The sequence below is a fragment of the Pseudomonas sp. AM14(2022) genome, assembly GCF_036346455.1.
Lineage (GTDB): Bacteria > Pseudomonadota > Gammaproteobacteria > Pseudomonadales > Pseudomonadaceae > Aquipseudomonas > Aquipseudomonas putida_A.
The window spans coordinates 660,803-686,510 of record NZ_JAOTNY010000002.1 but is presented as its reverse complement, the minus strand read 5'-3'; the positions used below and the strand labels follow the sequence as shown (position 1 = coordinate 686,510).

24 protein-coding genes and 1 pseudogene are annotated in these 25,708 nt (G+C 61.8%); 11 read left to right on the top strand and 14 right to left on the bottom strand.

Translation table 11 applies throughout. The annotated features are described in order from the left end of the window. Positions 1-3 precede the first annotated feature (3 nt). Complete coding sequence (gene potA / locus V3W27_RS06710; RefSeq protein WP_007962457.1) at positions 4-1,146, bottom strand: polyamine ABC transporter ATP-binding protein; 1,143 nt, start codon at positions 1,144-1,146, stop codon at positions 4-6. A 368-nt stretch (positions 1,147-1,514) separates the two neighbouring features. Beyond that, complete coding sequence (locus V3W27_RS06705) at positions 1,515-2,276, bottom strand: gamma-glutamyl-gamma-aminobutyrate hydrolase family protein (RefSeq protein ID WP_330206245.1); 762 nt, start codon at positions 2,274-2,276, stop codon at positions 1,515-1,517. A gap of 282 nt (positions 2,277-2,558) precedes the next feature. On the opposite strand from V3W27_RS06705, the gene V3W27_RS06700 reads away from it, so the two are divergent. The 5 genes from V3W27_RS06700 (at position 2,559) to V3W27_RS06675 (ending at position 8,484) form a co-directional block, all read left to right on the top strand. Next, on the top strand, positions 2,559-3,935 hold the full coding sequence (locus tag V3W27_RS06700) for a glutamine synthetase family protein (RefSeq protein WP_025111315.1): 1,377 nt from the start codon (positions 2,559-2,561) through the stop codon (positions 3,933-3,935). Positions 3,936-4,117: 182 nt separating this feature from the next. Continuing rightward, positions 4,118-5,608, top strand: coding sequence for an aldehyde dehydrogenase (locus tag V3W27_RS06690; protein ID WP_330206244.1), 1,491 nt, complete (start codon positions 4,118-4,120; stop codon positions 5,606-5,608). A 51-nt stretch (positions 5,609-5,659) separates the two neighbouring features. Then, the gene (locus V3W27_RS06685; RefSeq protein ID WP_096796464.1) at positions 5,660-6,943 is read left to right on the top strand and encodes an NAD(P)/FAD-dependent oxidoreductase; all 1,284 of its coding nucleotides are present in this window, start codon (positions 5,660-5,662) and stop codon (positions 6,941-6,943) included. 394 nt (positions 6,944-7,337) lie between these two features. After that, positions 7,338-7,886, top strand: coding sequence for a cupin domain-containing protein (locus tag V3W27_RS06680; RefSeq protein WP_011333561.1), 549 nt, complete (start codon positions 7,338-7,340; stop codon positions 7,884-7,886). 313 nt (positions 7,887-8,199) lie between these two features. Further along, positions 8,200-8,484, top strand: a complete 285-nt coding sequence (locus V3W27_RS06675; protein ID WP_247268813.1) for a hypothetical protein — start codon at positions 8,200-8,202, stop codon at positions 8,482-8,484. Between the two features lie 77 nt (positions 8,485-8,561). Here V3W27_RS06675 and V3W27_RS06670 read toward each other — a convergent pair whose 3' ends face one another. Next, positions 8,562-8,993 (bottom strand): hypothetical protein, encoded by a 432-nt coding sequence (locus V3W27_RS06670; RefSeq protein WP_247268812.1) that lies wholly within the window; start codon positions 8,991-8,993, stop codon positions 8,562-8,564. A gap of 167 nt (positions 8,994-9,160) precedes the next feature. Between V3W27_RS06670 and V3W27_RS06665 the strand changes: the two genes are divergently transcribed. The 3 genes from V3W27_RS06665 to V3W27_RS06655 all read left to right on the top strand — a co-directional run bounded on the left by V3W27_RS06665 (position 9,161) and on the right by V3W27_RS06655 (position 11,093). Continuing rightward, positions 9,161-9,550, top strand: a complete 390-nt coding sequence (locus tag V3W27_RS06665) for a hypothetical protein (protein WP_330206243.1) — start codon at positions 9,161-9,163, stop codon at positions 9,548-9,550. Between the two features lie 15 nt (positions 9,551-9,565). Next, the gene (locus V3W27_RS06660; RefSeq protein WP_330206242.1) at positions 9,566-9,988 is read left to right on the top strand and encodes an HD domain-containing protein; all 423 of its coding nucleotides are present in this window, start codon (positions 9,566-9,568) and stop codon (positions 9,986-9,988) included. Positions 9,989-10,073: 85 nt separating this feature from the next. Further along, on the top strand, positions 10,074-11,093 hold the full coding sequence (locus tag V3W27_RS06655) for an AbrB family transcriptional regulator (protein ID WP_330206241.1): 1,020 nt from the start codon (positions 10,074-10,076) through the stop codon (positions 11,091-11,093). On the opposite strand, the gene V3W27_RS06650 is transcribed toward V3W27_RS06655, so the two are convergent. The 3 genes and pseudogenes from V3W27_RS06650 to V3W27_RS06640 form a co-directional block, all read right to left on the bottom strand. Next, positions 11,094-12,113: a DUF2955 domain-containing protein gene (locus V3W27_RS06650; protein ID WP_330206240.1), complete on the bottom strand. Its 1,020-nt coding sequence runs from the start codon at positions 12,111-12,113 to the stop codon at positions 11,094-11,096. Beyond that, complete coding sequence (locus tag V3W27_RS06645) at positions 12,103-13,227, bottom strand: HlyD family secretion protein (RefSeq protein ID WP_330206239.1); 1,125 nt, start codon at positions 13,225-13,227, stop codon at positions 12,103-12,105. Before V3W27_RS06645 ends, V3W27_RS06650 begins: the two co-directional genes overlap by 11 nt. Beyond that, positions 13,220-14,768, bottom strand: a pseudogene (locus V3W27_RS06640) (efflux transporter outer membrane subunit). The gene V3W27_RS06645 and the pseudogene V3W27_RS06640 overlap by 8 nt, the downstream one beginning before the upstream one ends. Positions 14,769-14,898: 130 nt before the next feature. Between V3W27_RS06640 and V3W27_RS06635 the strand changes: the two are divergent. Beyond that, positions 14,899-15,417 carry a transporter suffix domain-containing protein gene (locus tag V3W27_RS06635; protein WP_095136561.1) on the top strand — a complete coding sequence of 173 codons (519 nt, stop codon included), beginning with the start codon at positions 14,899-14,901 and terminating at the stop codon, positions 15,415-15,417. Between the two features lie 88 nt (positions 15,418-15,505). Here the strand turns inward: V3W27_RS06635 and V3W27_RS06630 are convergent, their stop codons facing one another. Then, on the bottom strand, positions 15,506-16,282 hold the full coding sequence (locus V3W27_RS06630; protein ID WP_330206238.1) for an NAD(P)H-dependent oxidoreductase: 777 nt from the start codon (positions 16,280-16,282) through the stop codon (positions 15,506-15,508). A gap of 84 nt (positions 16,283-16,366) precedes the next feature. Between V3W27_RS06630 and V3W27_RS06625 the strand changes: the two genes are divergently transcribed. Next, positions 16,367-17,260, top strand: a complete 894-nt coding sequence (locus V3W27_RS06625; RefSeq protein WP_330206237.1) for a LysR family transcriptional regulator — start codon at positions 16,367-16,369, stop codon at positions 17,258-17,260. Positions 17,261-17,512: 252 nt separating this feature from the next. Continuing rightward, positions 17,513-18,298 carry a DeoR/GlpR family DNA-binding transcription regulator gene (locus V3W27_RS06620; protein ID WP_330206236.1) on the top strand — a complete coding sequence of 262 codons (786 nt, stop codon included), beginning with the start codon at positions 17,513-17,515 and terminating at the stop codon, positions 18,296-18,298. Positions 18,299-18,669: 371 nt separating this feature from the next. Here the strand turns inward: V3W27_RS06620 and V3W27_RS06615 are convergent, their stop codons facing one another. The 7 genes from V3W27_RS06615 to fdhD form a co-directional block, all read right to left on the bottom strand. Next, entirely contained in the window at positions 18,670-19,953 is a 1,284-nt protein-coding gene (locus V3W27_RS06615) for an NAD(P)/FAD-dependent oxidoreductase (RefSeq protein ID WP_330206235.1), read from the bottom strand. 147 nt (positions 19,954-20,100) lie between these two features. Then, entirely contained in the window at positions 20,101-21,465 is a 1,365-nt protein-coding gene (locus V3W27_RS06610) for a glutamine synthetase family protein (RefSeq protein WP_330206234.1), read from the bottom strand. A 528-nt stretch (positions 21,466-21,993) separates the two neighbouring features. Then, entirely contained in the window at positions 21,994-23,337 is a 1,344-nt protein-coding gene (gene chrA, locus V3W27_RS06605) for a chromate efflux transporter (RefSeq protein ID WP_330206233.1), read from the bottom strand. Positions 23,338-23,526: 189 nt separating this feature from the next. Then, positions 23,527-23,988: a molybdopterin synthase catalytic subunit MoaE gene (moaE, locus tag V3W27_RS06600; RefSeq protein ID WP_115989473.1), complete on the bottom strand. Its 462-nt coding sequence runs from the start codon at positions 23,986-23,988 to the stop codon at positions 23,527-23,529. A 2-nt stretch (positions 23,989-23,990) separates the two neighbouring features. Then, complete coding sequence (locus V3W27_RS06595) at positions 23,991-24,242, bottom strand: MoaD/ThiS family protein (RefSeq protein ID WP_095136553.1); 252 nt, start codon at positions 24,240-24,242, stop codon at positions 23,991-23,993. Continuing rightward, complete coding sequence (moaC, locus tag V3W27_RS06590; protein ID WP_330206232.1) at positions 24,239-24,724, bottom strand: cyclic pyranopterin monophosphate synthase MoaC; 486 nt, start codon at positions 24,722-24,724, stop codon at positions 24,239-24,241. The genes V3W27_RS06595 and moaC overlap by 4 nt, the downstream gene beginning before the upstream one ends. Then, the gene (gene fdhD / locus V3W27_RS06585; protein ID WP_330206231.1) at positions 24,721-25,554 is read right to left on the bottom strand and encodes a formate dehydrogenase accessory sulfurtransferase FdhD; all 834 of its coding nucleotides are present in this window, start codon (positions 25,552-25,554) and stop codon (positions 24,721-24,723) included. The genes moaC and fdhD overlap by 4 nt, the downstream gene beginning before the upstream one ends. Positions 25,555-25,708: the final 154 nt, after the last annotated feature.

Genomic DNA, 25,708 nt, shown 5'->3' with positions numbered 1-25,708 from the left:
TTCTCATGAGCGCAGTACCACGCCGCTGTCGTCTTCCCACCAGACGTAGACCTTGTCGTCCCAGGTCGGCCGCGCGCCACGGCGTTCGGCGTTGGCCATGAACGACTGGACGATTTTGCCGCCCGGCAGCTCGACGTAGAACACCGAGTGGCCGCCGAGGTAGGCGATGTCATGCACCTTGCCTTCGGACCAGTTGTAGCGGACTTCGGGTTTGATGGTGCTGACGAGCATTTTTTCCGGGCGGATCGCGTAGGTGATCGACTTGTCCTGCACCGACGTGCTGACGCCGTGGCCGACGTAGATCTTCTGCTGCAGGTCCGGGCTGTGGATGATCGCGTGACCTTCAAGGTCTTCCACCACGGTGCCGTCGAAGGCGTTCACGTTACCGATGAATTCGCAGACCATGCGGCTGACCGGCGCTTCATAGATGTCGACCGGGCTGCCGATCTGGGCGATCCAGCCCAGATGCATGATCGCGATGCGCTCAGCCATGGTCATGGCTTCTTCCTGATCGTGAGTCACCATCACGCAGGTCACGCCGACGCGCTCGATGATCTCGACCAGTTCCAGTTGCATCTGCGAACGCAGTTTTTTATCCAGGGCGCCCATCGGTTCGTCGAGCAGCAACAGCTTCGGACGTTTCGCCAGGGAGCGGGCGAGGGCGACGCGCTGGCGCTGACCGCCGGACAACTGATGGGGTTTGCGTTTGGCGTATTGGGTCATGTGCACCAGGCGCAGCATCTCTTCGACACGGGCATCGATTTCGCTGGCCGGCAAACGGTCCTGCTTGAGGCCGAAGGCGATGTTCTGCGCCACAGTCATGTGCGGGAACAGCGCGTAGGACTGGAACATCATGTTGATCGGCCGCTCGTAGGGCGGCATGTCGGTGATGTCCACGCCGTCGAGCAGAATCCGCCCTTCAGTCGGCCGCTCGAAACCGGCGAGCATGCGCAGCAGGGTCGATTTGCCCGAGCCGGAGCCACCGAGCAGGGCAAAGATTTCGCCCTGATGGATCTCCAGGGACACATCGTCCACGGCCGTGGTTTCGTCGAACTTCTTGGTGACACGATCGACTTTCACCAGAACCTTTTTCGGTTGCTGGTGGCCTTCAAGTGCCTTCCGGTAAGTGCTGGAGGCGTTTGCCATGTGAAACTCCCAACAGGTTTCGTTCGCTCGGCCAACGTGGCCGGGCTTAAGTGGATTGCAAGCCTGTAAGCGCAATTTCAGTCATTACATATCCCCCTGTAGGAGTGAGCCTGCTCGCGATGAGGCCATCTCAGTCGACATCTCTGTTGACTGGTCTACTGCTATCGCGAGCAGGCTCACTCCTACAGGGGAATTGCGCATGCCTGACTGACCTTGCGCTGCCGAGGGCTTGGTCGGCGCCGCCGTCCTGGCTGCCTGGGTCGTACTTGTTGTTATTACGGTTTGTTGTTTTCACGGATGACGGATGCGCACACGCGCAACCGCCGACCCCGTGGGGGCAGTAAACAGTTTTGAAATCCTGGGTTGAGTCAGCGCTGGTTGCGTCGCGCTGCCCGTTGCCGGCAGGCCTCGCCGAATGCCTGGAAAATCTTCAGGTAGTTCGGGTTGTCCAGCACCTGCCATTCCGGGTGCCATTGCACGCCGAGGGCGAAGGTCGGGCTGTGCTCGACCGAGATCGCCTCGATCAGGCCATCCGGCGCCACCGCTTCGGCACGCAGGCCGGGCGCGAGGCGGTCGATGCCCTGGCTGTGAATCGAGTTGACCTGGAACTCGCGGGGCAACTCCAGCGCCTCGAACACACCGCCAGCGAGCACGCTCACGGCATGCGCCGGTGCGTACTGCACGGCCACGTCCGGGCTGTCGGCTTCACGGTGATCGAGCATGCCCGGCAGCTCGTGCACTTTCTGGTGCAGGCTGCCGCCGAAGGCCACGTTCATTTCCTGGAAGCCACGGCAAATGCCGAGCACCGGAACGCCCGCCACAATGGCTGCACGCAATAAAGGAAGGGTAGTGGCGTCCCGCGCCGGATCGTGATCCGTGCCGGGTTCGCTGGCCGGGCCTTGATAGTGGAAGGGCTCCACATTCGAGGGGGAGCCGGTCAGCAACAGACCGTCGAGTTGACCGAGCAGGTCTTCGATCTCAGTCAGTTTGCCAAGGGAAGGAATGACCACTGGAAGACCCCGAGCGCCAACGCTGACAGCACGTACGTACTTGTCGCCGCTGATGTGATAGGGGTGCAGGCCAATCTGTTTGACGCACGCAGTAACGCCGATCAATGGCTTGAATGCCATTTTTATTCACCTCGAAGTTTGACACTTGAACGAGCTTTTCCGGAGCTTAGCCTCGTTGATTTTAATTAACAACTGCCATGTAAAAAATTCTAAACGCCGTTCATCCAATCTTCATGATTCCAGGCCTTGCGGCGCCTGCATTGGCACGTGAGTGTTAAAAAAAGCCCGAAAAATAAACGCTGAGCGGCCAGGTGTTCGCTATTGACTTCACTTTGCCTTTCGGATTGACTGGCTCGGCGAAACAGCGGTGAACATAATAATTAACAGCTAAATAGGTGCATCATGTCGGTCCCTCTGCGTGCCGTTCAACTCAACGAAGCAAACGCATTCCTTAAGAAACATCCTGAGGTTTTGTACGTCGACCTTCTGATTGCAGACATGAACGGTGTGGTGCGCGGCAAGCGCATCGAGCGCACCAGTCTTCACAAGGTTTACGAGAAAGGCATCAACCTGCCGGCCTCGCTCTTCGCCCTCGACATCAATGGCTCCACGGTGGAAAGCACCGGTCTGGGCCTGGACATCGGCGACGCCGACCGCATCTGCTACCCGATCCCTGGCACCCTGAGCATCGAGCCGTGGCAGAAGCGCCCTACCGCACAACTGCTGATGACCATGCACGAGATCGAGGGCGAGCCGTTCTTCGCCGACCCGCGTGAAGTGCTGGCCAACGTGGTGCGCAAGTTCGATGAACTGGGCCTGACCATCTGCGCCGCGTTCGAACTGGAGTTCTACCTTATCGACCAGGACAACGTGAACGGCCGTCCGCAGTCGCCACGTTCGCCGGTGTCCGGCAAGCGCCCGGTGTCGACTCAGGTGTATCTGATCGACGATCTCGACGAATACGTCGACTGCCTGCAAGACATTCTGGAAGGCGCGAAAGAGCAGGGCATTCCGGCTGACGCCATCGTCAAGGAAAGCGCCCCGGCGCAGTTCGAAGTCAACCTGCATCACGTCTCCGACCCGATCAAGGCCTGCGACTACGCGGTGTTGCTCAAGCGTCTGGTGAAGAACATCGCCTATGACCACGAGATGGACACCACCTTCATGGCCAAGCCGTATCCGGGCCAGGCGGGCAACGGTCTGCACGTGCACATTTCGATCCTGGACAAAGAAGGCAACAACATCTTCGCCAGCGAGGATCCCGAGCAGAACGCCGCGCTGCGACACGCGATCGGCGGTGTGCTGGAGACCCTGCCGGCGCAAATGGCGTTCCTCTGCCCGAACGTCAACTCGTACCGCCGCTTCGGCGCGCAGTTCTACGTGCCGAACTCGCCGAGCTGGGGCATCGACAACCGCACCGTTGCAGTCCGTGTACCGACCGGTTCGGCTGACGCCGTGCGCATCGAGCACCGCGTGGCCGGTGCCGACGCCAACCCGTACCTGCTGATGGCTTCGGTACTGGCCGGCATTCACCACGGCCTGACCAACCAGATCGAGCCAGGCGCGCCGGTTGAAGGCAACAGCTACGAGCAGAACGAACAAAGCCTGCCGAACAACCTGCGCGACGCACTGCGCGAGCTGGACGACAGCGAAGTCATGGCCAGGTACATCGACCCGATGTACATCGACGTGTTCGTCGCGTGCAAGGAAAGCGAGCTGGCCGAGTTCGAGAACTCGATTTCCGACCTTGAGTACAACTGGTATCTGCATACGGTGTGATTTGCAGACCAACACCGACCCAATGTGGGAGCGGGCTTGCTCGCGAATGCGGTGTGTCTCGCAATGAAGATGTTGGATGTCCCGACGCCTTCGCGAGCAAGCCCGCTCCCACAGGGGATTCGGTTACCCAATTCGATTGACGGGTGTTTGCCCGTCATCCACCCCCTTGTCGAGCCACAACCATGACCACCACACGCAACGACTGGGAACAACGCTTCCAGTCCCTGACCATCGAATCCCGCGCGTTCATCAACGGTGAATATCGCCCGGCGATCAGCGGCGCCACCTTCGAATGCCTGAGCCCCGTCGACGGCCGTTTTCTCGCCTCCGTGGCCAGCACCGATGAAGCCGACGCCAACCTCGCCGTCGAAGTCGCGCGCCAATCGTTCAACTCCGGCGTGTGGGCCAACAAAGCCCCGGCCGAGCGCAAACGCATCCTGATTCGCTTCGCCGATCTGATCCTGCAACACCAGGAAGAACTGGCGCTGCTGGAAACCCTCGACATGGGCAAACCGATCAGCGACTCGATGAGCATCGACATTCCGGCGACCGCCAACGCGATCCGCTGGAGCGCCGAGGCCATCGACAAGATCTACGACGAAGTTGCCGCCACCCCGCACGATCAACTCGGCCTGGTGACCCGCGAGCCATCCGGCGTAGTCGCCGCGATCGTGCCGTGGAACTTCCCGCTGATCATGGCCAGCTGGAAGTTCGCCCCGGCGCTGGCGGCGGGTAACTCGTTCATTCTCAAGCCTTCGGAAAAGTCGCCACTGACCGCGATCCGCATCGCCCAGCTCGCGCTGGACGCGGGCATTCCGAAAGGCGTGTTCAACGTCCTGCCGGGCTTCGGCCACACCGTGGGCAAGGCGCTGGCGCTGCACATGGACGTCGACGTGCTGGCCTTCACCGGCTCCACGACGATTGCCAAACAACTGATGATTTATGCCGGCCAGAGCAACATGAAACGCGTCTGGCTCGAAGCCGGGGGCAAGAGCCCGAACGTGGTGTTTGCCGACGCTCCGGACTTGCGCGCGGCCGCCCAGGCTGCGGCCGGTGCGATCGCCTTCAACCAGGGCGAAGTGTGCACTGCCGGTTCGCGCCTGTTGGTCGAGCGTTCGATCCGCGAGCAATTCATCCCGCTGCTGGTGGAAGCGCTGCAAGCGTGGAAACCGGGGCACGCCCTCGACCCGGCGACCACCGTCGGTGCCGTTGTGGATCAGCGTCAACTGGAAAACGTGCTGCGCTACATCAGCATCGGTCGCGAGCAGGGCGCCGAGCTGATTGCCGGCGGCCAGCGCACCCTCGAAGAAACCGGTGGCCTCTATGTGCAACCGGCGATCTTCGACGGCGTGACCAATGCGATGACTATCGCCCGCGAAGAAATCTTCGGCCCGGTGCTGTCGCTGATCACCTTCGACACCGTTGAAGAAGCGCTGCAGATCGCCAACGACAGCATCTTCGGTCTCGCCGCCGGTGTCTGGACCAGCAACCTGAGCAAGGCGCACACCTTCGCCCGTGGCCTGCGTGCCGGCAGCGTCTGGGTCAACCAGTACGACGGCGGCGACATGACCGCACCGTTCGGTGGCTTCAAACAGTCGGGCAACGGTCGCGACAAATCGCTGCACGCGTTCGACAAGTACACCGAGCTGAAAGCGACCTGGATCAAGCTCTGATTTTCTACAGCGGTGGTCGCTTCTGATGAGCGACCCTCGGAGAACAATAAAATGAAGCAACAACACGTCAACAGCTACTACGCCGCCACCCGCAACGAAGTGATCGACTTCCCGACCCTTGAAGAGTCGGTCGAGTGCGATGTCTGCATCATTGGCGCCGGCTACACCGGCCTGTCCTCGGCGCTGTTTCTGAGCGAGGCCGGTTATAAAGTCACGGTGCTGGAAGCGGCGAAAGTCGGCTACGGCGCCAGTGGGCGCAATGGCGGGCAACTGGTCAACTCCTACAGCCGCGACGTCGATGTGATCGAAGAACGCTACGGCGACAAGACGGCGGAAATCCTCGGCAGCATGATCTTCGAGGGCGCCGACATCATCCGTTCGCGGATCAAGGACTACGACATCCAATGCGACTACCGCCCGGGCGGCATTTTCGCAGCGATGAACAAGAAACAACTCAACGGCCTGGCCGAGCAGAAGCGCAGCTGGGAACGTTACGGCAACAAAAACCTGAAGATGCTCGATGCCGCTGACATCCGTCGCGAAATCGGCTCCGACGCCTACGTTGGCGGCCTGCTGGACCTGCAGGGCGGTCACGTTCATCCGCTGAACCTGGCCCTAGGTGAAGCAGCGGCCATCGTGCGCCTGGGCGGCAAGATCTACGAGCAATCGGCTGCCGTGGAAATCAAATACGGCGAGCCGAACGTGGTGCGCACCGCCAAAGGCCAGGTGCGCGCCAAGTACCTGCTGATCGCCGGCAACGCCTACCTGCCGCAAGGTCTGGACAACCGCGTGACCGCGAAAAGCATGCCGTGCGGCTCGCAGATTGTCGTCACCGAACCTCTGACCGAGAAGCAGGCGCGCAGCCTGATTACCAACAACTATTGCGTCGAAGACTGCAACTACCTGCTGGATTACTACCGTCTCACGGCCGACAACCGTCTGCTGTACGGCGGCGGTGTGGTCTACGGCGCGCGGGAACCGGACGACATCGAACAACTGATCCGGCCGAAGATCCTCAAGACCTTCCCGCAGCTCAAGGACGTGAAAATCGACTACCGCTGGACCGGCAACTTCCTGCTGACCATGTCACGCATGCCGCAATTCGGCCGCATCGAGAAAAACGCCTATTACATGCAAGGCTACAGCGGCCACGGCGTCACCTGCTCGCACCTGGCCGGCAAACTGATCTCGGAAATGATCCGTGGCGACGCCGAACGCTTCGACGCCTTCGCCTCCCTGCCACACATGCCCATGATCGGCGGCCGCACCTTCTCCGCCCCATTGACCGCCCTCGGCGCCGTCTACTACTCGCTGCGCGACCGTTTCGGCATCTAGTTACCTCCCCGGCGGCGGTCCCCAAGACCCCGCCGGTTTTTAATACTGTAGCAACACCGCCGATGGCGGCCTGACAACCGCTACCAAGCTAAATGACACAAAACAGATCCAACTGTGGGAGCGGGCTTGCTCGCGAAGGGGCCAGTTCAGCCAACGCACATGTTGTCTGACACAGCGCTTTCGCGAGCAAGCCCGCTCCCACAGTTGCCGTATTACCAAGGCCAGAAGGACTTTTACCGCACCGTCCATCGAACCTGCTGAGCAACACCGGCAAACGTGATTTAATAGCCGCCTTTCACGGTTCCGGGACACGGGAGCAACGTGATCCGCGCGCCTTGCGCGGCACCCGCCACCCACCCCCATTACCCTTAAGTACTACTCACATAAGGCTGTCATGGATACGGGTTCTCGACTCAAACTAGTACGCGAAAGCTACAAACTCTCCCAGCGCGAGCTGGCCCGGCGTAGCGGCGTGACCAATGCCACCATCTCCCTGATCGAACAGAATCGCGTCAGTCCCTCCGTCAGCTCCCTGAAAAAGCTGCTCGAAGGCATCCCGATGTCCCTGGCCGACTTCTTCACCTTCGACCAGCCCCCGCGCGAACACCAATACGTCTTCCGCGCCAACGAACAACCCGACCTTGGCCGCCACGGCCTGCGCCTGCTGCTGATCGGCGCCTCCGTCCCCAGCCGCCAGATGCGCTTGCTGCGCGAGCAATACGCCCCGGGCGCGAGCTCCGGGGAAGAGCCGATTGTGCATGCTGAGGGCGAGGAGTGTGGACTGGTGACGCGGGGCACGGTGGAGTTGACCGTGGACGGGCAGGTGAGTGTGTTGAGTGCGGGGGATGGGTATTACTTTCCGACGACGTTGCCGCATAAATTCCGGAATATCGGGGCGGATGAGGCGGAGATTATCAGTGCGAATACGCCGGCGAACTTCTGATCGCTGTTTGGATTAGGTGTACGTTGTAAATGAATCCGACCCTGTGGCGAGGGAGCTTGCTCCCGCTCGGCGACGCAGTCGGCGTAATTCGCGGCGTGCGGTATGTCTGGAAGAAACGGACTATCCGGTTTTGGGGCCGCTTGGCAGCCCAGCGGGAGCAAGCTCCCTCGCCACATGAAGTGTTTTCCTACGAAGTTTTCAGATATCGAAATTGCGCGAGTCTTTCAGGGAATAACCATTCGTCCGACACACCGCACCTTCGCCACAGACCTTCTTCCAATGCTGTAACTCACCCAGCAAAGGAAGAGCCACTATGCTGAACCATAAAATTGCGGTGTTAACCCTCGCGGCGTTGCTGTCCGGCAGCTCGCTGTATGCGATCGCGGCCAGCGATACGCCCACCCCAACGGCCAACGACGGCAACAGCCAGACTCGCGACCCGGCGTCTCCTGCCACCAACGCCGATCCGGATGCCAATTCGCTGCCTAAAGGTGGTGATGGTGGCAAGACCGACAATGGGCCGGTGCCTTCTGCCTCCAAGCCCAGCCCTGCGGGTCAACCGTCCGGTAGCAGCAGTGGGGGTAACGGCGGTGGTTAACGGATGTCGCGCACTAAAAAGCCCGGTCTTTAGAGCCGGGCTTTTCTTTGCCTGTCGCAAACACAGATATCAAACGCTTACTTTGCCTTCCATTGGCCCCCACCATTCTCACAATCAATTCGCGCCTGAGCCAAATGCTCCACGTCGTAATAATACGTGGTCACTTGGGCGTTATCGGGGATGTTCAGCGCCTTGGCGTTTTTGTCTTTGCTGGTGGAGTGAGGGTTGGCCAGGGATTCTTGGGTGATCGTGGCGATACACGTAGCCTGATAGTGGTCGGCACAGTGCTCGACCTTGGTTTTCGTACTGCTGAGCATGTCTTTGCTTTCGTTGCTGCACGACCAGTCGATGGAGCTGACGGGCATGCCTTCGTATTCGTAGCAGCTGTGGGTTTCCACCGCTGGCACCGAAGCGCTGGAGGATTGGGTCTGAACGTCGCAGCCTTCGGCCATGACGCAGGTGGGGATGACGGCGAAGGTGGCGATCAGAAGCAGGAGGCGAATGTTCATCGGGGTTTCCTCTTCAGGGGCGCCGGGTCTGATCGAAGCTTTTTGGCGCTTTAAAGTTTCGAGGCGACGTGGAGAAGGGAGGTTCCATCGGGTTTTTGATTTGCTCCCGTGGCACACACTGCGAAACAATCGGAAACATTCAGCGCCCAAGGATTGGAACATTGCCCATGACCGAAATCGGCAGCCGCAATAACGCGCTCCCCTCGCAGCATCCATTTCACGACATCTATCTGTTTCACATTGACCCTGCAAAGCCAGACTCGCCGTTCTGTTTCGAGCAGTCGATGTCCGGCGGGCACATGGAACACGGCGGTGCGCGGTGGTTGGCGCTGGATGAGCTGGACGCTTGGCCGGGCGAGTGGCGTGAACACCTGAGAAAAGCTGATTGTGCGTGGGTTGCCGAGTTGATCGATGCCCATCCAAAAGCCGATCAGTCCACCGTGGTCTCGCTGATTCTTCAACGTCATTCCGGGCCAGCGAAGCCAACCGGACGGCTTGAAGCGATCCGCAATTGGCTCAAACGCAACATCCACGTTGGCGGCCGCTATGGCGTTTAAACCACGGAGACTTCCATGACCCAGACCCTCGAACGCGCCATCGCCATCGCTGCCACCGCCCATGCCGGGCAGGTCGACAAGGGCGGTGCGCCGTACATTCTGCATCCGCTGAAAGTCATGTTGCGCATGACCACGCTGGAAGAACGCATCGTCGCCGTGCTGCACGATGTGGTTGAGGATTGCGGCGTCAGCCTCGATGACTTGCGCAAGGAAGGTTTCAGCGAAGAGGTGCTGACGGCGATTGAATCAGTGACCAAAGTGCCGGGCGAGTCTTACGAGGATTTCGTCGAGCGTGCGGCGCAGAACCCGATCGGTCGGGTGGTCAAGCTGGCGGATCTGGAAGAGAACAGCGACCTGTCGCGGATTGCCTCGCCAAGTTGGGAAGATCTGGAACGGGTCGAGAAGTATCGGCGGGCGATCGGGCGGTTGCGCACGTAAAAACGAACACCCCCTGTAGGAGCCTTCGGCAGCTCCTACAGGGGATTGATGTCGGGTCAGTTGAATAGCCAGGAAGGCGAAGAATATGAAATCGATTCTGTGTTTGTTGATCGCTGCCGCTGTCGGCGCTGCGTTGCAGGTCAGCGGTGTTCCTCATGGCCTGTTGCTGGGGGCGATTCTTGTCACCGCATTGGTCGCCACCAAGTTCGGGTTTGCCCCCGCCACCCCTTATGGTCTGGGCTACATCCAGGTCACGCTGGGCATTGCCACCGGGCTGATGTTCGAAGCGTGGGACAGTGCGACGGCTTCGGCGATGTTGCCAAGCCTCGGCGTCCTGCTTCTATGCCTGACGGTACAGATCGCCCTCGCCGGATGGTGGCTGACTCGCGGCGCAGGCTGGAATCGCACCGATGCGCTACTCGCGGTGTACCCCGGCGCACTGGCGGCAGTGTTCGATTTGCTGGAGTCGGAAAAGGCCTCGAGCAAGGTCATCATCGTGCACCTGATGCGCTTGTTGCTGATCACGGTGCTGGTGAGCTTTTTGATTCCCGGGCAAGCCTCGTTGACAGTGGTTGAAAGCGCTCCGTTGAGCACGGGTATGGCGTTGACCGTATTCGTTCTGATTGGCCTGAGCGTGGTGCTCGGGCGCTTGCTGCTGGTGATCGGCGTGCCTGCGCCGTTCATGTTGACGGCAATTCTGCTCACTGCGGTGTTTGTGAAATCAGGATGGCTGCACGGCTTCCACATGCCGGACTGGAGCCTGAACCTGGCGGCGCTGATTCTCGGCGTGCGGATTGGCTCGCGCTTTCAGGGACTCGGCCTTGCGGAGCTGGGGCGGCACGGGCGGACGGCGTTGGTGTCGGTGGGGCTGATGATCGTGGTGGCGGCGGCATTTGCCAAAGTGGCGGCGCGGTGGCTGGGCAGTGATCCGCTGTCGCTGTGGCTGGCGTACATGCCGGGGGCGATCGAGACGATTGCGATTGTCGCGTTTGCCGGCGGGCTGAATGTGGTGTTCATCCTCACTCACCACTTGGCGCGGATGGTGCTGCTGCACTTTGCGCCGGCGTTGTTGGTGCAGGTGCGGCGAGTACGGGAACAAAGCTGATTACGCGTTGACGCCGGACCGGTGCGCGACCAGCACATGCATCATCAACGTGCCGTACAGCGTCACCAGAATGAACAACCCCATGCGCACCGCAAATGCGCTGTAGACGTCCTTGCCCGCTGCGCTGTCTTCCACCGATTGGCCGAGCAGGATGATCATGGTGATCAGGGTGTTGAGCCAGAACCCCGGCGTCAGTTGCGTCGGGTGCAACCGATAGAGTTTGCGCGCCACCAACAGCCCGAACAGCAGCGTCCACAGAAAGAACATCCACAGGTGCACAAACAGGCTCAACGCACACCAGAACAGCACCGCCAGCAGTCCGCCGAGCAAGGTCGAGCCGAGCAATTCGCGCCCGGCATGGTGGGTACGGGTGGTGGTGCTTTGCTGGCCGAGGCTGACGGCTTTGAGGATGATCGGCAGGTAGCTGGCGGGGTCGATCAGCACCAGCAGGAAGGTCGGCAGCACGATCAATGTTGCGCGCAACGCTACGCGGGGCACGTCTTCGGCGGGCAGGGCGGGTGCGGGTGGTGGCGCGGGGCTGTTGGCCGGTTCCGGGAACAGGATGTGGCTCAGGCCGACGATGACGACGGCCAGTAACAGGCCCTTGACCAGTGCGCCGATCACCGCCATCGCCAGCTCGAATGAGGCGAAGCCGGCGGCAGAGATCATGGTCATGCCGATCACCAGGAACGTCATGATCAGCACGTTGCCGCCGCGCAAACCGTAGGTGAACACCAGAAACAGCCCAACACCGATCAGCAGCACGCCGCACACCGGGTAATACCGCAGCAACGGCACCAGCAACAGTCCGAGACTGGTGGTAAACGCGGCGACCAAAGTCAGTACCAGCGCCATTTTGACTGGCAACGGCCGGGGCATGTTGGCGAGCAGCAACACCGCGAGCACCGGCGACAGAAACGATAGTGGCAAGGCGAAACCGTAACTGGCAGCGGTGCACAGCGCCGTGCCGAACGCCAGACGCAAGGCCCGTTGCGCCGGCACGCTGCGCTCAGTAGGCATACGACAGCCAGCTCATTAACCAGACAAACACCCGCCCGAGTGGGTTGAGCAGATTGCCCTCGGTGGGGAAGGCCATGACTTCCGCCTGCCCACCGGCGCGGATCGCGCGACTGTCGATCAGACGCTTTTTCGCCTCGTCGCTGAACTCGATGATCACCGGAAAACGTTGCGCCGGGCGCAGCCAGTCGCGGCTGTTCTGAATGCTTGGCAAGGTGCCGGGCGCAGGCGTCTGGCCGACGCTCACGCCATAGCCGACGCTGCGCACCCGACCGGCGAGGACTTCGCCGGGCAGCGCGTCGAGGATGATCGCCACCGGGGTGCCGGGTTGCACGCGGCCGAGGTTGTTCTCGGTGAGGTCGGCGCTGACCCACACGTCCTGGATCGTGATCAGTGTCATCACCGGACTGCCGGCAGCCGCGAACTGGCCGACGTCGGTGCGCAGGTCGGTGATCAGTCCCGCCGAACGCGCGCCGATGCGGGTGTTGGCCAGATCGAGTTCAGCCTTGGCCAGCGTGGCGGCGGCGCTGAGCAGTTTGGCGTTGGTGTCGGTGTTGCCGCCTTCCTGTTCCTGGGCACGCAGCACTTCGGCCCGGGCGGCGGCGACCTTGCTGACCGCCGCTGTATGGTTGGCCCGGGACACTTCAAGAAGTCGTACGGACACCGTGCCCGGATCTTCTTTGTACAAGCCTTCAAGCCGGCGATTGTCCTGGCGCGCCTTGAGTTCATCGGCTTGGGCTGCACGCAGCGACGCCTGGGCCGAAGCGATGCCTGCGGTGCTGGCGCCAACAGTGCGACGGGTGTTTTCCAGATCCGCCCGGGCGCGGTCGACGGCAATCTGCAGCGGCTGCGGATCGAGTTCGAAGAGGATGTCGCCGGCCTTCACGTCCTGATTGTTGCGCACGTTGACCTTGATCACCCGCCCCGCGACTTCCGCCGCCACCGGAATCACGAATGCGCCGACCCGCGCCTGCTGGGTGTAGGGCGTGTAGCGGTCGGCCAGCAGGTACCACGCCAGGCTCAGCACGATCAACAGCAGCACCCAGCGGATGCCTTTTTTCGCCGGGTCAGGTTGAACCGAAGCGGGGGCGGGCGCGGGAGGCGTGGCGTCAGTCATGAGGGCTTACCTGCGGTGGAAGGGGATACGCCGGTGGGGCGGGCGGTGCGGTGAGCAAGTCGCCCCAGTGGGTGCGCTGCTGCATCTGGTGTCGGGTGGGCTCATCGACTTGTGGTTCATTGCTTTGCCAGCCGCCACCGAGGGCCTTGTACAAAGCGATCAGATTGCTCACCGCGTCGCTGCGGCTGACCAGATAGTTGTCCTGCAACTCCAGCAGCGCACGCTGAGCGTCCAGCACCCGTTGAAATTCCGAATAGCCTTCGCGGTATTGCGTGTTGGCCAGCACCAGCGAACGCCGCGCCTTCCGCCTCACGCAGAATGCGTTCGCGCTGCAGCGCTTTGCTCAGCCCGCTGGCGGCATCGTCGGCCTCGCGCGCGGCTTGGCGCACCTTGTCCCGGTAGGCTTCGATCAGTTGCTGCAGACGCGCGTCCTGCACGCGGATGTTGTTACGGATCCGCCCGTAATCGAAGAGGTTCCAGCGCAAGCTCGGGCCGCCGATCAGGTCGAGGCTGCGCGGGGTGGCGCTGAGGGTGTCGGTGGACCAGACGATGCTGCCGAGCAAGGTCAGCGACGGGTACAGATCGGTTTCGGCGACCCCGACCAGCGCTGATTGTGCAGCCACGTTCAGTTCTGCCGCCCGCACATCGGGGCGGCGCAGCAACAGGTTGGCCGGGACGTCTTGCAACACCGCGCGATCGACCAGCGGAATCAGCCCCGTTTGTTCAGCCAGCAACGCCGCGCCCCCCGGCGGCTGACCGACCAGCACCGCCAGCGCGTTGCGCGTGCGCAGCAACTGATCTTCGAACACCGGAATGCTGCTCAACGTGCCCAGGTACTGGGTTTTCGCCTGTTGCAGATCGAGTTCGGCGGTCTGGCCGCTGTTGAACAGTTTTTCGGTGATCTCGAAATTGCGTTTCTGCTGGGCGGCGTTTTCCCGGGCGACCCGCAGCCGCGCTTCGGTGGTGCGCAACAGAAAATAGGTGTCGGCGACTTGCGCGCGCAGCAACACCAGAGCGTCTTCGTAGTTGGCCTGGGCAGCGAAGTAACTGGCGTCGGACGACTCGATGGCGCGGCTGAAACGGCCCCAGAAATCCAGCTCCCAGCCGACATCGAACGCTGCGCTGTGTTGCCAGAATTGGCGGTTCTGCGGGTTGTTGCCGCCGGACTGATGACGGTCGACGTAAAGGCTGTCGACGCCAAACTGCTGCAGTTGCGGATAGCGGGCGCTTTCGGCAATACCCAGTTGTGCACGGGCTTCGAGCACCCGCAGCCCGGCGATTTTCAGGCTGCTGTTGTGCGCATCGGCTTCGGCGATCAGGCGGTCGAGCACCGGGTCGGCGAACACTTGCCACCACTGGCGCAGGTCTGGTTGCTCGGCGCGTTCACTGGCCTGCTCCAGCGCGGCGCTGTTCCATTGCTTGCTCCAGGCCTCGCCCGGCGGCTGGAAATCCGGCCCCAGACGTACGCAACCGCTCAAACTCAAGGCGCCGAGCAACAACCAGTGGCCGGGCCGCGTCAGCAGGGCGGTGGTTGCAGGCATTGCGCGTGTCCCGGGTCGCAAATATCACTGGAGCATAGACGGCAGATGGCAGGTTGATCGGGCGTTTCTGCTGCTACGCTTTTCAAGCGCTCCTCAACCCCCCGCGCCCTCGATCAAAAGGTACGAAACCATGGACACCTCACAGGATTCGGTTGTACCGAGCACCCCTGCCACCTGGCGCTTCAAGGCCGGTGTAGCAATCATTTGCGTGATGCTCGGCTCGTGGCTGATGGTGCCACTGGCGGCCAGCCTTGATGTCCCCGGCTCGAAAGTCGCGGCGCTGACCGGGGTGCTGTTTATCAGCAACAAGGTGCTGTTGCTGTTGGTGATCGCGGTGATGGGCAAGGCCGGGTTTGCCGAACTCAAGCGCAAGATCGGCAGCTACGTGTCGGGGATCATTCCGACCCCGGTCGATCAGGTCGGGCCGATGCGGCACCGGATCGGTGTGGTGATGTTCTGGCTGCCGCTGGTGACGGCGTTTCTGGAACCGTATTTCGATAACTTCTGGCCGGGATTGCGCCCCAATCTTTGGCAGCTGCAACTGCTTGGCGACCTGATGTTCATCGGCAGTTTCTTTGTGCTCGGCGGCAACTTCTGGGACAAGGCGCATGCGCTGTTCGTGCGCACGGCGCGGGTGGTGTCTGTCTAAAGCAAAAGATCGCAGCCTTCGGCAGCTCCTACAGGGAAAACCTGATTCCTTTGTAGGAGCTGCCGAAGGCTGCGATCTTTTCCGGGCATCAACGCAAATGCGCGGCGAAGCCTTCCTCACCCGGTGCGATATCATCCTTGAGCGTCAACGCTGGAATCTCATAATCCCCGGCATTCTGCTGCCGATAGGCAAGCGGCCGCGTACTCCACAACTCATCCAGACGCGTACCCAGCGCCTCGCAGGTCTCGGCAAACCGCGCTTGATCCATGCGGCTGGCGCGATACACCAGGAAGGGCGGCACCACGTCGAAACCGGGGTAGAACAGCACGCCGTGCTGAATCGGAAACAGCAAATCATCAATCGGCCCGTTGATCCCGCGCGGGCTGTAGTGAGAATCCCAGCCTCCGGTGGTGACCAGCAGCATCGCGCGTTTGCCTTTCATCTTGCCTTCGCCGTAGCGCTCGCCCCAGCGCGCATCGGAGTGTTCGCCGACACCGTAGGCAAACCCGTAGGCATACACGCGCTCGACCCAGCCTTTGAGGATCGCCGGCATGGTGAACCACCACAGCGGGAACTGCAGGATCAGCGCGTCGGCCCACAACAGTTTTTCCTGCTCGCGGGCGATGTCGGCGGACTGCCGGCCCTGTTGGTAAGCCAGTTTCGAATCGATCGAGGCGTGGAATGGCCGGCTTTCATCGCGACCGGGCGCGTCATCGGCGTCGATCGTGGTCTTCCAGTTCATCGCATACAGGTCGGAGACCCGCACGGTGTGGCCGGCGGCTTGCAGACGCTGGACGGTGAAGTCCCTGAGCGAGCCGTTGAGCGAAGTAGGTTCGGGGTGGGCGTAGACCAGTAGCACATTCATGTGGCAGCTCCTTGGTTGAATGCAGGCAGGATCAATCCTTGATCGGTATATTGGAAATGAATGTCTGATATGTCAGGTATAGCCATGAATAATTTACGACGTCTGGATATCAACTTGCTGTTGACCCTAGACGTGTTGTTGGCAGAACACAACGTAACCCGCGCCGCAGAGCGCTTGAGCCTGTCGCAGCCGTCGGTGAGCGTGCACCTGGCCAAGCTGCGCGAGATCTTCGGCGACCCGCTGTTGCTGCCCGGGCCACGGGGCATGCGCCCGACGGCGCGGGCCGATGAACTGCGCGAGCCGTTGCGCGAGGCACTGGAAGCACTGGAACGCGCGGTGGCGCCGGCCAGCGCCTTCGATCCGGCGCAGGCCCTCCACATCTGGAAAGTTGCGGCGACGGATTACGGCGAATCGACGGTGGTGCTGCCAGCGCTCAGCGGTTTGCGCACTCAGGCGCCGGGCACGCGGCTGGCGGTGCTCGATCTGGTGCCGGCACAGTTGGCCAGGCAGGCGGAGCAGGGCGTGTTTGACCTGGCGCTGCACATCACCGAAGAGGCGCCGCTGGATCTGCATCAACGGGTGCTGTTCACCGAGCATTACGTGTTGGCCGGTCGCGTCGGGCATCCGGGGTTGAAGCGTAAGCCGACTCGCGAACAGTTCTGCGCGCTGGAACACGTGATGGTGTCGCGCGAGGGCGGGGGCTTTTTTGGGGTGACCGACAAGGCGCTGGCCGAGGTCGGCCTGGCGCGCAAAGTGGTGCTGTCGGTGCCGCATTTTCTGATGGTGATGTCGGTGCTGGCGAGTACCGATCTGGTGGCGATGCTGCCGTCACGCTTGGTTCGCGACAACCCGGCGTTGCAGGTAGTCGATGCGCCGTTGCCGGTGCCGGGCTACGAAATGGCGATGTTCTGGGGCGAGCGCGCGCATCGCGATCCGGCACACAAATGGTTGCGTGAGCATCTGGCGGCGTCGGTGTGACGGATCAGGCGTGGCCCAACGCAATCGCAAAAGACACCACGATCATGCACGCAAACGCAAAATTGAGATTCATCAGCTGTTCATCCTGAGCCTTTTTAAAGTGAGGCCATTCTGAACAGACTGAATGCAAAGAAAAAATTCGGCATGTTGATTCCAATGATCGAAACAATTGATACCGGCCGGTTTGTGTTTGCCCAAAGCTTTCGCTAGTCTCGGCAAAACCTGCAACTACAAGCATAAACAGGCAAAACCATGCACGATCATTCGGTCACCGAACTGCCATCCCTGCGCCGGCAGAAAATCCTCCTGATCCTCGAACGCGACGGCAAGGTCATGGCCTCCGAGTTGAGCCAGCACTTCGCTGTGTCCGAAGACACTATCCGCCGCGACCTCGCCGAACTGGACAACGCCGGGCTGGTGCAGCGCGTGCATGGCGGGGCGCTGCCAAGGCCCAAGGACAGCGGCAAGGATTACTTCACCCGGCTGGAAGAGACCGATGAGGTAAAAGTGCGGCTGGCGCAGTTGGCGGCGCAAAAGGTCGAGGACGGGCAGATTGTGCTGTTCGATTCCGGTTCGACCGCGTTGCAGGTGGCGCGCTCGTTGCGCGCGGATATCCAGATCACTGCGGTGACCGCCGCGCCGATGACAGCGATTGCCTTGTCCGAATACAAGGGCGTGAAGGTGATTCTGGCCGGAGGGCAACTGAACCCGCGCACGATGTCGGCCAGCGGGCACGAGGCGGTGCGCATGCTGGCCGGGATCAAGGCGGATCTGGCGTTTACCGGCGTCTGTGCGATTCACCCGGAGGTGGGCATCACCTCGCTGCACTTCGATGAAGTACCGGTGAAACAGGCGCTGCTCGACAGCGCGGCGCGGGTGATTGCGGTGACCACGGCGGACAAGCTCGGCGCGGTGGAGCCGTTTGTGGTGGCGTCGTGCACGCGCCTGCATACGCTGATAACCGAGCGGCATGTGGCGTCGGGGAGTGTCGAGGATTATCGGCGATTGGGGATTGTGGTGGAGCAGTTACCTGATTGAGATTTGTAGTGAGGCTGCTGGCGCCTTCGCGAGCAAGCCCGCTCCCACATTTGGAATGCATTTCAATGGGGGGGCAGTTGCCGGAGTGAGATTTGTAGTGAGACTGCTGGCCTCTTCGCGAGCAAGCCCGCTCCCACATTTGGAATGCATTTCAATGTGGGAGCAGTTGCCGGACTGAGATTTGTAGTGAGGCTGCTGGCCTCTTCGCGAACAAGCCCGCTCCCACATTTGGAATGCATTTCAATGTGGGAGCAGTTGCCGGACTGAGATTTGTAGTGAGGCTGCTGGCCTCTTCGCGAGCAGCCTCGCTCCCACATTTGGAATGCAATCAACCTGTGGGAGCGGGCTTGCTCGCGAAGGGGCCAGTGCGATCAACGTAACTTTTCAAGCATCTGGTAATACCACATCCCCGCCGCCAACAATGGATTGCCCAGCAAATCCCCCATCGGTACCCGGATGTGTTGGCACTGCGCAAAGGTCTCGAACTGCTCCATCTGCCCGGTGATCGCGCGGCTCATGATTTCGCCCATGATGTGCGTCGTCGCGATGCCGTGTCCCGAGTAGCCCTGGCAATACCAGACGTTGTCCGAGAGCTTGCCCAGTTGCGGGATGCGGTTGATCACGATGCCCATCGCGCAGCTCCACTGGTAGTCGATCTGCACCCCTTTGAGCGCCGGGAAGGTCTGCTCGATGCACGGGCGCAGTTCGGCGGCGATGTCCCGTGAATCCTTGCCGCTGTAGTTGGCGCCGCCGCCGAACAGCAGGCGCCCGTCGGCCGTGAGGCGGTAGTAGTCGAGGACGAAACGGCAGTCGTACACCGCGAGGTCTTCGGGGTTGATCTGCCGCGCCAGATCACCCAGCGGCGCGGTGGTGACGATGCCACCCATGGCCGGGAAAATCTTGCCCTTTAGCTGGCCCGGTTCGAGCTTGTGATAAACGTCGCCGGCGAGCATCACCTGATTGGCGTCGATCTGGCCGTGGGCGGTGCGCACCCCTGGGGTTTTGCCGTGAATGATCTCCAGCACCTCACTGTTCTCGAAGATCAAGGCACCTAGACTTTCCGCCGCCCGCGCTTCGCCGATGCACAGGTTGAGCGGGTGCAAGTGCATGTTGCGGGTGTTCTTGATTGCGCCGTGGTAGAGGTCGCTTTGCAGCAGGTCGCGCACCTGGCTGCGGTCGAGCAGACTGACTTCATCGCCCAGGCCGCGACGCACGGCTTCTTCGTAATCGTTACGCAAACCGTCCATGTGGCTCGGCTTGTAGGCGGCGTGCAGATGACCGTGCTTGAGGTCGCACTGGATGCCGTATTTCGCCACACGCTGCCGGATGATTTCATGCCCGCGCCAGCGCAGGTGCCAGATGAAATCGTCGACTTCATCGCCGAGCTTCGGGCGCATCTGTTTGCGCATCGCGCCGTCACCGGAGAGGCTGCTGGTGACTTGTCCGCCATTGCGTCCCGTGGCGCCCCAGCCGATCTTGTGGCTTTCGACGATGGCGACTTTCAGGCCTTTTTCGGCGAGTTCGACAGCGGTGGCGACGCCAGTGAAACCGCCGCCGATGATCACCACATCGACCTGGTGCCGGCCCTGCAGGGTCGGGTAGTCGGTGTCCTGGTTGAGGGTGGCGGTGTAGTAGGAATTGCAGCGTTGGGTCATGTCTGTGTCCACACAAATTCTTCGGTTGTACGCGGTCCCCTGTAGGAGTGAGCCTGCTCGCGATGAGGCCATGTCAGACACCTTATTGCTGAATGACACACCGCTATCGCGAGCAGGCTCACTCCTACAGGGGTTAGTGGTGAGGCTTCAGGCTTCGGTCAGATACCAACGCCAATCCTGCTCACCCACCTCGGCCATGAACTGCCGGTACTCGGCACGCTTCACCGCCAGGTACACCCCGAGAAATTCCTGGCCCAGGGCATCCCGTGCCCACACCGAATTCTCCAGCGCCTGCAGCGATGTCAGCCAGTCGGTCGGCAGCAATTCCTTGGCCTGCGCATAGCCGTTGCCCTCGACCGGCGCGCCCGGATCAAGATTTTCACGAATTCCGCGATGGATCCCGGCGAGGATCGCTGCCGCCGCCAGATACGGGTTGGCGTCGGCGCCGCAGATGCGGTGTTCGATGTGTCGGGTATTGGCCGGGCCGCCCGGTACGCGCAGGCTGACGGTGCGGTTGTCGACGCCCCAGGTCGGCGCCAATGGCGCGTAGCTGTTGGCCTGAAAGCGGCGGTAGGAGTTGGCGTTGGGGCAGAACAGCAGCAGCGAATCGAGCAGCGAGGCGAGCATGCCGCCAATCGCCGTACGCAGCAGCGGGGTGCCCGCCGGGTCCTCGGCGGCAAACAGATTGCGCCCTTCGGCATCGGCGAGGCTGACGTGCATGTGCATGCCGGTACCGGCCAGATCATCGAACGGCTTGGCCATGAACGTCGCCTGCATGCCGTGCTTGTGCGCCACCGCTTTGACCAGGCGTTTGTAGCGCACCGCCTGATCCATTGCGAGCAACGCGTCGCCGTGTTCGAGGGTGATTTCCACCTGTCCCGGGGCGTATTCCGAGATCGCCGTGCGCGCCGGAATGCCGTGCAGTTTGCAGGCGCCGTAGAGGTCGGCGAGGAACGGTTCGATCTGCTCCAGTTCACGCAAACCGTAGACCTGGGTGTGTCGCGGTCGGCCACCGTCGGCGTCCAGCGCCGGTTGCGGACGGCCGTTGTGATCGCGTTTGGCGTCGAGCAGATAGAACTCCAGCTCGCACGCCATCACCGGGTGAAAACCCTCGGCCTTGAGGCCGTCGATCACCTTGATCAGTAGATGACGCGGGTCGGCGATGCTCGCCGGCATTCCCTCGCTCGGGTGCATGCTGACCTGCACCGCTGCGGTCGGAATCTGCCGCCACGGCAGGCGCACCAGACTGCCTTCGAGCGGGTAGGCGCGGCAGTCGATGTCGCCGACGTCCCACACCAGCCCGGAGTTTTCCACGTCTTCGCCCTGCACGGTCAGGCCAAGGATGGTGCTGGGCAGCGGGCGTCCGCTTTCGTATACGGCGAGCAGTTCCTCGCGGTGCAACAGCTTGCCGCGCGGCACGCCATTGGCGTCGAGGATGAACAGCTCGATCATGTCGATATCGGGGTTCTGTTCAAGGAACAGGCGTGCGTCTTCGATGGCTGCGAATTTCATGGTCAATCACTCACGATGGCGCCGCATGGGCGCGCAGGATCGGGCCGGGCGCATTGAAGGCGTCCCGGCAGGGATATCAAATGGAGATCAGTCAGACGTGACACAGAACCTGTGGCGAGGGAGCTTGCTCCCGCTGAGGCGCGAAGCGGCTCTCGCTTTTTGATTCAAAGGCAGGGGACTGCTACGCAGTCCAGCGGGAGCAAGCTCCCTCACCACAATGGATCTTTACTGACTGACAGAAATCAGCAGGCGATATCCGGCGGGCGTGCGGAGTGACGCAGCTTGGAACGGCGCAGGGCCATGGGGAGATTGACGATGCGATTCATGCGCGGCCCCTGTGACAGAGGGTGCACACAGCGGAGACGTTCAACCTTTCTGGTTGTTGTGGTGACGTGCTCATAACGCGTGTTTCCGTTGGCGGAAAACGTCGGTGGCGGGGCAGGCCCGCCGACCGGTGTGCCCGGATAGTAAGGGGCAATCTGCGGGCGTGTAAACCGCTGATTGTGCCCCTGCTTCTTTGGCCGCCGCTCAGCGCAGCAGGTGAAAGCCCAGCCCGGCAAGGGCGCAAACGATCAACACTTCGATCACCCCGCGTTTGAAAATGAACAGCGCCAACGCGGCCAGCAGCGCCAGCCCGATCGAAAACAGATCCGCGTGCCCGGCAAATCCGTTGGGCCAGAACACGTGATAAGCGAAGAAACACGCCAGGTTCAGAATCACCCCGACCACTGCCGCAGTGATGGCGGTCAGCGGTGCGGTGAACTTCAGTTCGTTGTGCGTTGATTCCACCAACGGCCCGCCAGCGAGGATGAACAGGAACGAGGGCAGGAAGGTGAACCAGGTCACCAGCGTCGCCGCCAGTGCGCCAGCGGCGAATGCATATTCCGCACCGAACGTCGGTTGCACATAACCGCCGATGAAACCGACAAACGCTACCACCATGATCAGCGGCCCGGGCGTGGTTTCGCCGAGGGCGAGGCCGTCGATCATCTGCGTCGGCGTCAGCCAGCCGTAGTGCCCGACCGCGCCCTGATAGACGTAGGGCAACACCGCGTAAGCGCCGCCGAAGGTCAGCAATGCGGCTTTGGTGAAGAACCAGCCCATTTGCGTGAACGTGCCGTCCCAGCCGAACAGCGCGGTCAGCAGGCCCATCGGTAAACACCAAAGCGCTGCGCCAACCAGCAGCAGACGCCACAGTTTCGGCAGGCTGAATCGCGCATGCTCAGGTGTCGGTGTGTCGTCATCGATCAGCGCCGGGCCGAAGGATTCGGCACTGCTGCGCTGCCCGCCATTGTTGAAGCGCTGTGGCGCCAGGCGTCCGCCAAAATAGCCGAGCAACGCTGCACCGAGGACGATCAGCGGGAACGGCAGATTGAAGGCAAAGATCGCCACGAATGACGCTCCGGCGATCGCCCACAGCCAACTGTTTTTCAGCGCCCGCGAGCCGATGCGATGCGCCGCGTGCAAGACGATCGCGGTCACCGCCGGTTTGATTCCGTAGAAAATTCCGGCCACCACCGGCACGTCACCGAACGCGATGTACAGCCACGACAGCGCAATCAGGATGAACAGCGACGGCAGCACGAACAGCGCCCCGGCGATCACCCCGCCCCAAGTGCGATGCAACAGCCAGCCAATATAGGTCGCCAGTTGCTGGGCCTCGGGGCCGGGCAGCAACATGCAGTAGTTGAGCGCGTGCAGAAAGCGCCGCTCGGAGATCCAGCGCCGGCGCTCGACCAGTTCCTGATGCATGATCGCGATCTGTCCGGCCGGGCCACCGAAACCGATGCAGCCGAGCTTGAGCCAGAAGCGCCAGGCCTGGCGCAGGGTGACGGGAGCGGGTTTGGGCAGGTCTTCAGATGAGGGGTTCAAACGCGGCTCCTGCGGTAGATGCTGTCGGAGCCGCTATCTAATCAGGCTTTTATGAAAAAGTGCTATCGGTAAGCTGAACCTGTGGCGAGGGAGCTTGCTCCCGCCGGGCTGCGAAGCAGTCCCGCTTTTTTGAGGCCGCTTAGCGCCCCAGCGGGACGGTGCGATGATTCGCCAGGCTCCCTCGCAGGATCAGGCATGCGCCAGACTCCAGCGCAGCGCCGCATTCTGGTCACTCTCCCGCGCCTCGACCCAATGCGAACCCTGCGCTGTGCTCTCACGCTTCCAGAACGGCGCGCGGGTCTTGAGCACGTCCATGATGAACGCGCAGGCTTCGAACGCCATGTGCCGGTGCTTGCTGCTGACGCCAACAAACACGATCGGCTCGCTGACCGCCAGCGCGCCGACCCGATGCACAATCTCAACCCCCAGCAGCGGCCAGCGCTGGCGCGCTTCGTCGGCGATCTGTTCGAGGGCTTTTTCGGTCATGCCCGGATAGTGCTCGAGAAACAGCTCGTTCACGCTCTGCCCGATGTTCAGATCACGCACATAGCCAATGAAATTCACCACCGCGCCGACCCGTGGATTGCGCGCATGCAGGTCAGCGGTCAACTGGCCGACGTCGAAGCTTTTGTACTGAACTCGAACCGTCATGCTCAGCCCCCGGTGACCGGTGGGAAAAACGCGATCTCGTCGAAGTCTTCGATCGCCGCGCTCGGTTGGCACAGCTCTTGGTTCAACGCACACATCAGGTTGCCGGCGCCAAGCACTTCGCGCCATTCCTCACCGCGGGCCATGAGCATCTGCCGTACGTCCTCGATGCAGGTCAGGTCGTCGCTCAGGGGGATTTTTTCCCCGCCCAGATTGAGGCGATCACGGTAGCTGGCGAAGTAGTTGATCAGGATCATTGCGCGTCCTCCCATTGAAAGTGTCCGGAGCGGCCGCCCTGTTTGCTGAGCAGGCGGATGTCGCCGATGACCATGGCCCGGTCCACCGCTTTGCACATGTCGTAGATGGTCAGCGCCGCGACACTGGCGGCGGTCAGGGCCTCGAGTTCAACGCCGGTCTGGCCGGTCAGGCGGCAGGTGCTGGTGATCTGCACGCGGTCCGGTTCGCAGGCTTTGAGTTCAACGTGAATCGAGCTGAGCAGCAGCGCGTGACACAGCGGGATCAGTTCGTGGGTGCGTTTGGCCGCCTGGATTCCGGCGATGCGCGCCACGGCGAAAACGTCGCCCTTGGGGTGACCGTTGGCCTGGATCATCTGCAGCGTTTGCGGTTGCATCTGCACCCAGGCCTGCGCCGTGGCTTCGCGGCGAGTCGCGGCTTTGTCGCTGACGTCGACCATGTTGGCGCGGCCCTGATCATCAAGGTGGGTGAGGGTGTTGCTCATGGCAAAAGCTCCTGGATCGGGCTGTAGATTCGGGGGGCGTTGCGGTGCGGCACGTGGATCAGATTGAGCCGATGCTTGAGCGCCCAACGCACGGTCAACGCGGTGGGGGCGGACAGGCTGACAAGGGTGCCAAGTCGGGCGCGCACGGCTTTGTGGATCAGCTCCAGGCTGCAACGGCTGGTGACCACCACGAAGCCCTGGCGCGCATCGACGTCAGCGATTTGCATCGCGCCGATCAGCTTGTCGAGGGCGTTGTGCCGGCCAATGTCTTCGCGGCACAACAGCGCCTCACCGCTGGCATCGAAGTACAGCGCCGCGTGCAGGGCGCCGCTGCTGCGGGCCAGTTGCTGAGCCTGTTCGATGCGTTGGCGGATACCGTCAAAATGCGCGGCCGGCGGCAGGGCGCAGGGTTGCAGAATCTGCAGTTGCGGCAACGCCTGCTCCAGCGCCTCGACGCCACAGATGCCGCAGCCACTGGTGCCGGCCATCTGCCGACGATGATCTTTCAGCGCCCAGAACGCGCGACTGGATATCTGCACCTCGGCCTGACAGGCCTGATCGAAATGGCTCAGGCGGATGTCGTAGATCTCGTCAACGCTGTCGATGATCGCGTTGCTCAGGCTGAAGCCCCGGATGAAATCTTCAAGGTTGCCGGGCGAGACCATCATCACCGCCTGGCTCAGGCCGTTGAAGGTGATCGCCAGGGCGATCTCCGCGGCCAGGGCGACGTGCGAAGTCGGGGCGTGCGGCAGGTATTCGCGAAACGCCACCTGTGACGGTTGCGGGGCGGGGGCGTTGGGTTCGGTGTTGGATTCGACGTGGCAGAGCATCTTGAAAAGTCCCGAAGCGCTGAAGTGAGTTCAGGCTACGGGGGAGTCAAAAGTGCGTCCAATCGCTTGTTCTGATCTGGTGATTGGGTGGGTCGATCACCGCTGTCATATCCGAAATGTGTGTGGCTGTCCGGGCCTCTTCGCGGGCAAGCCC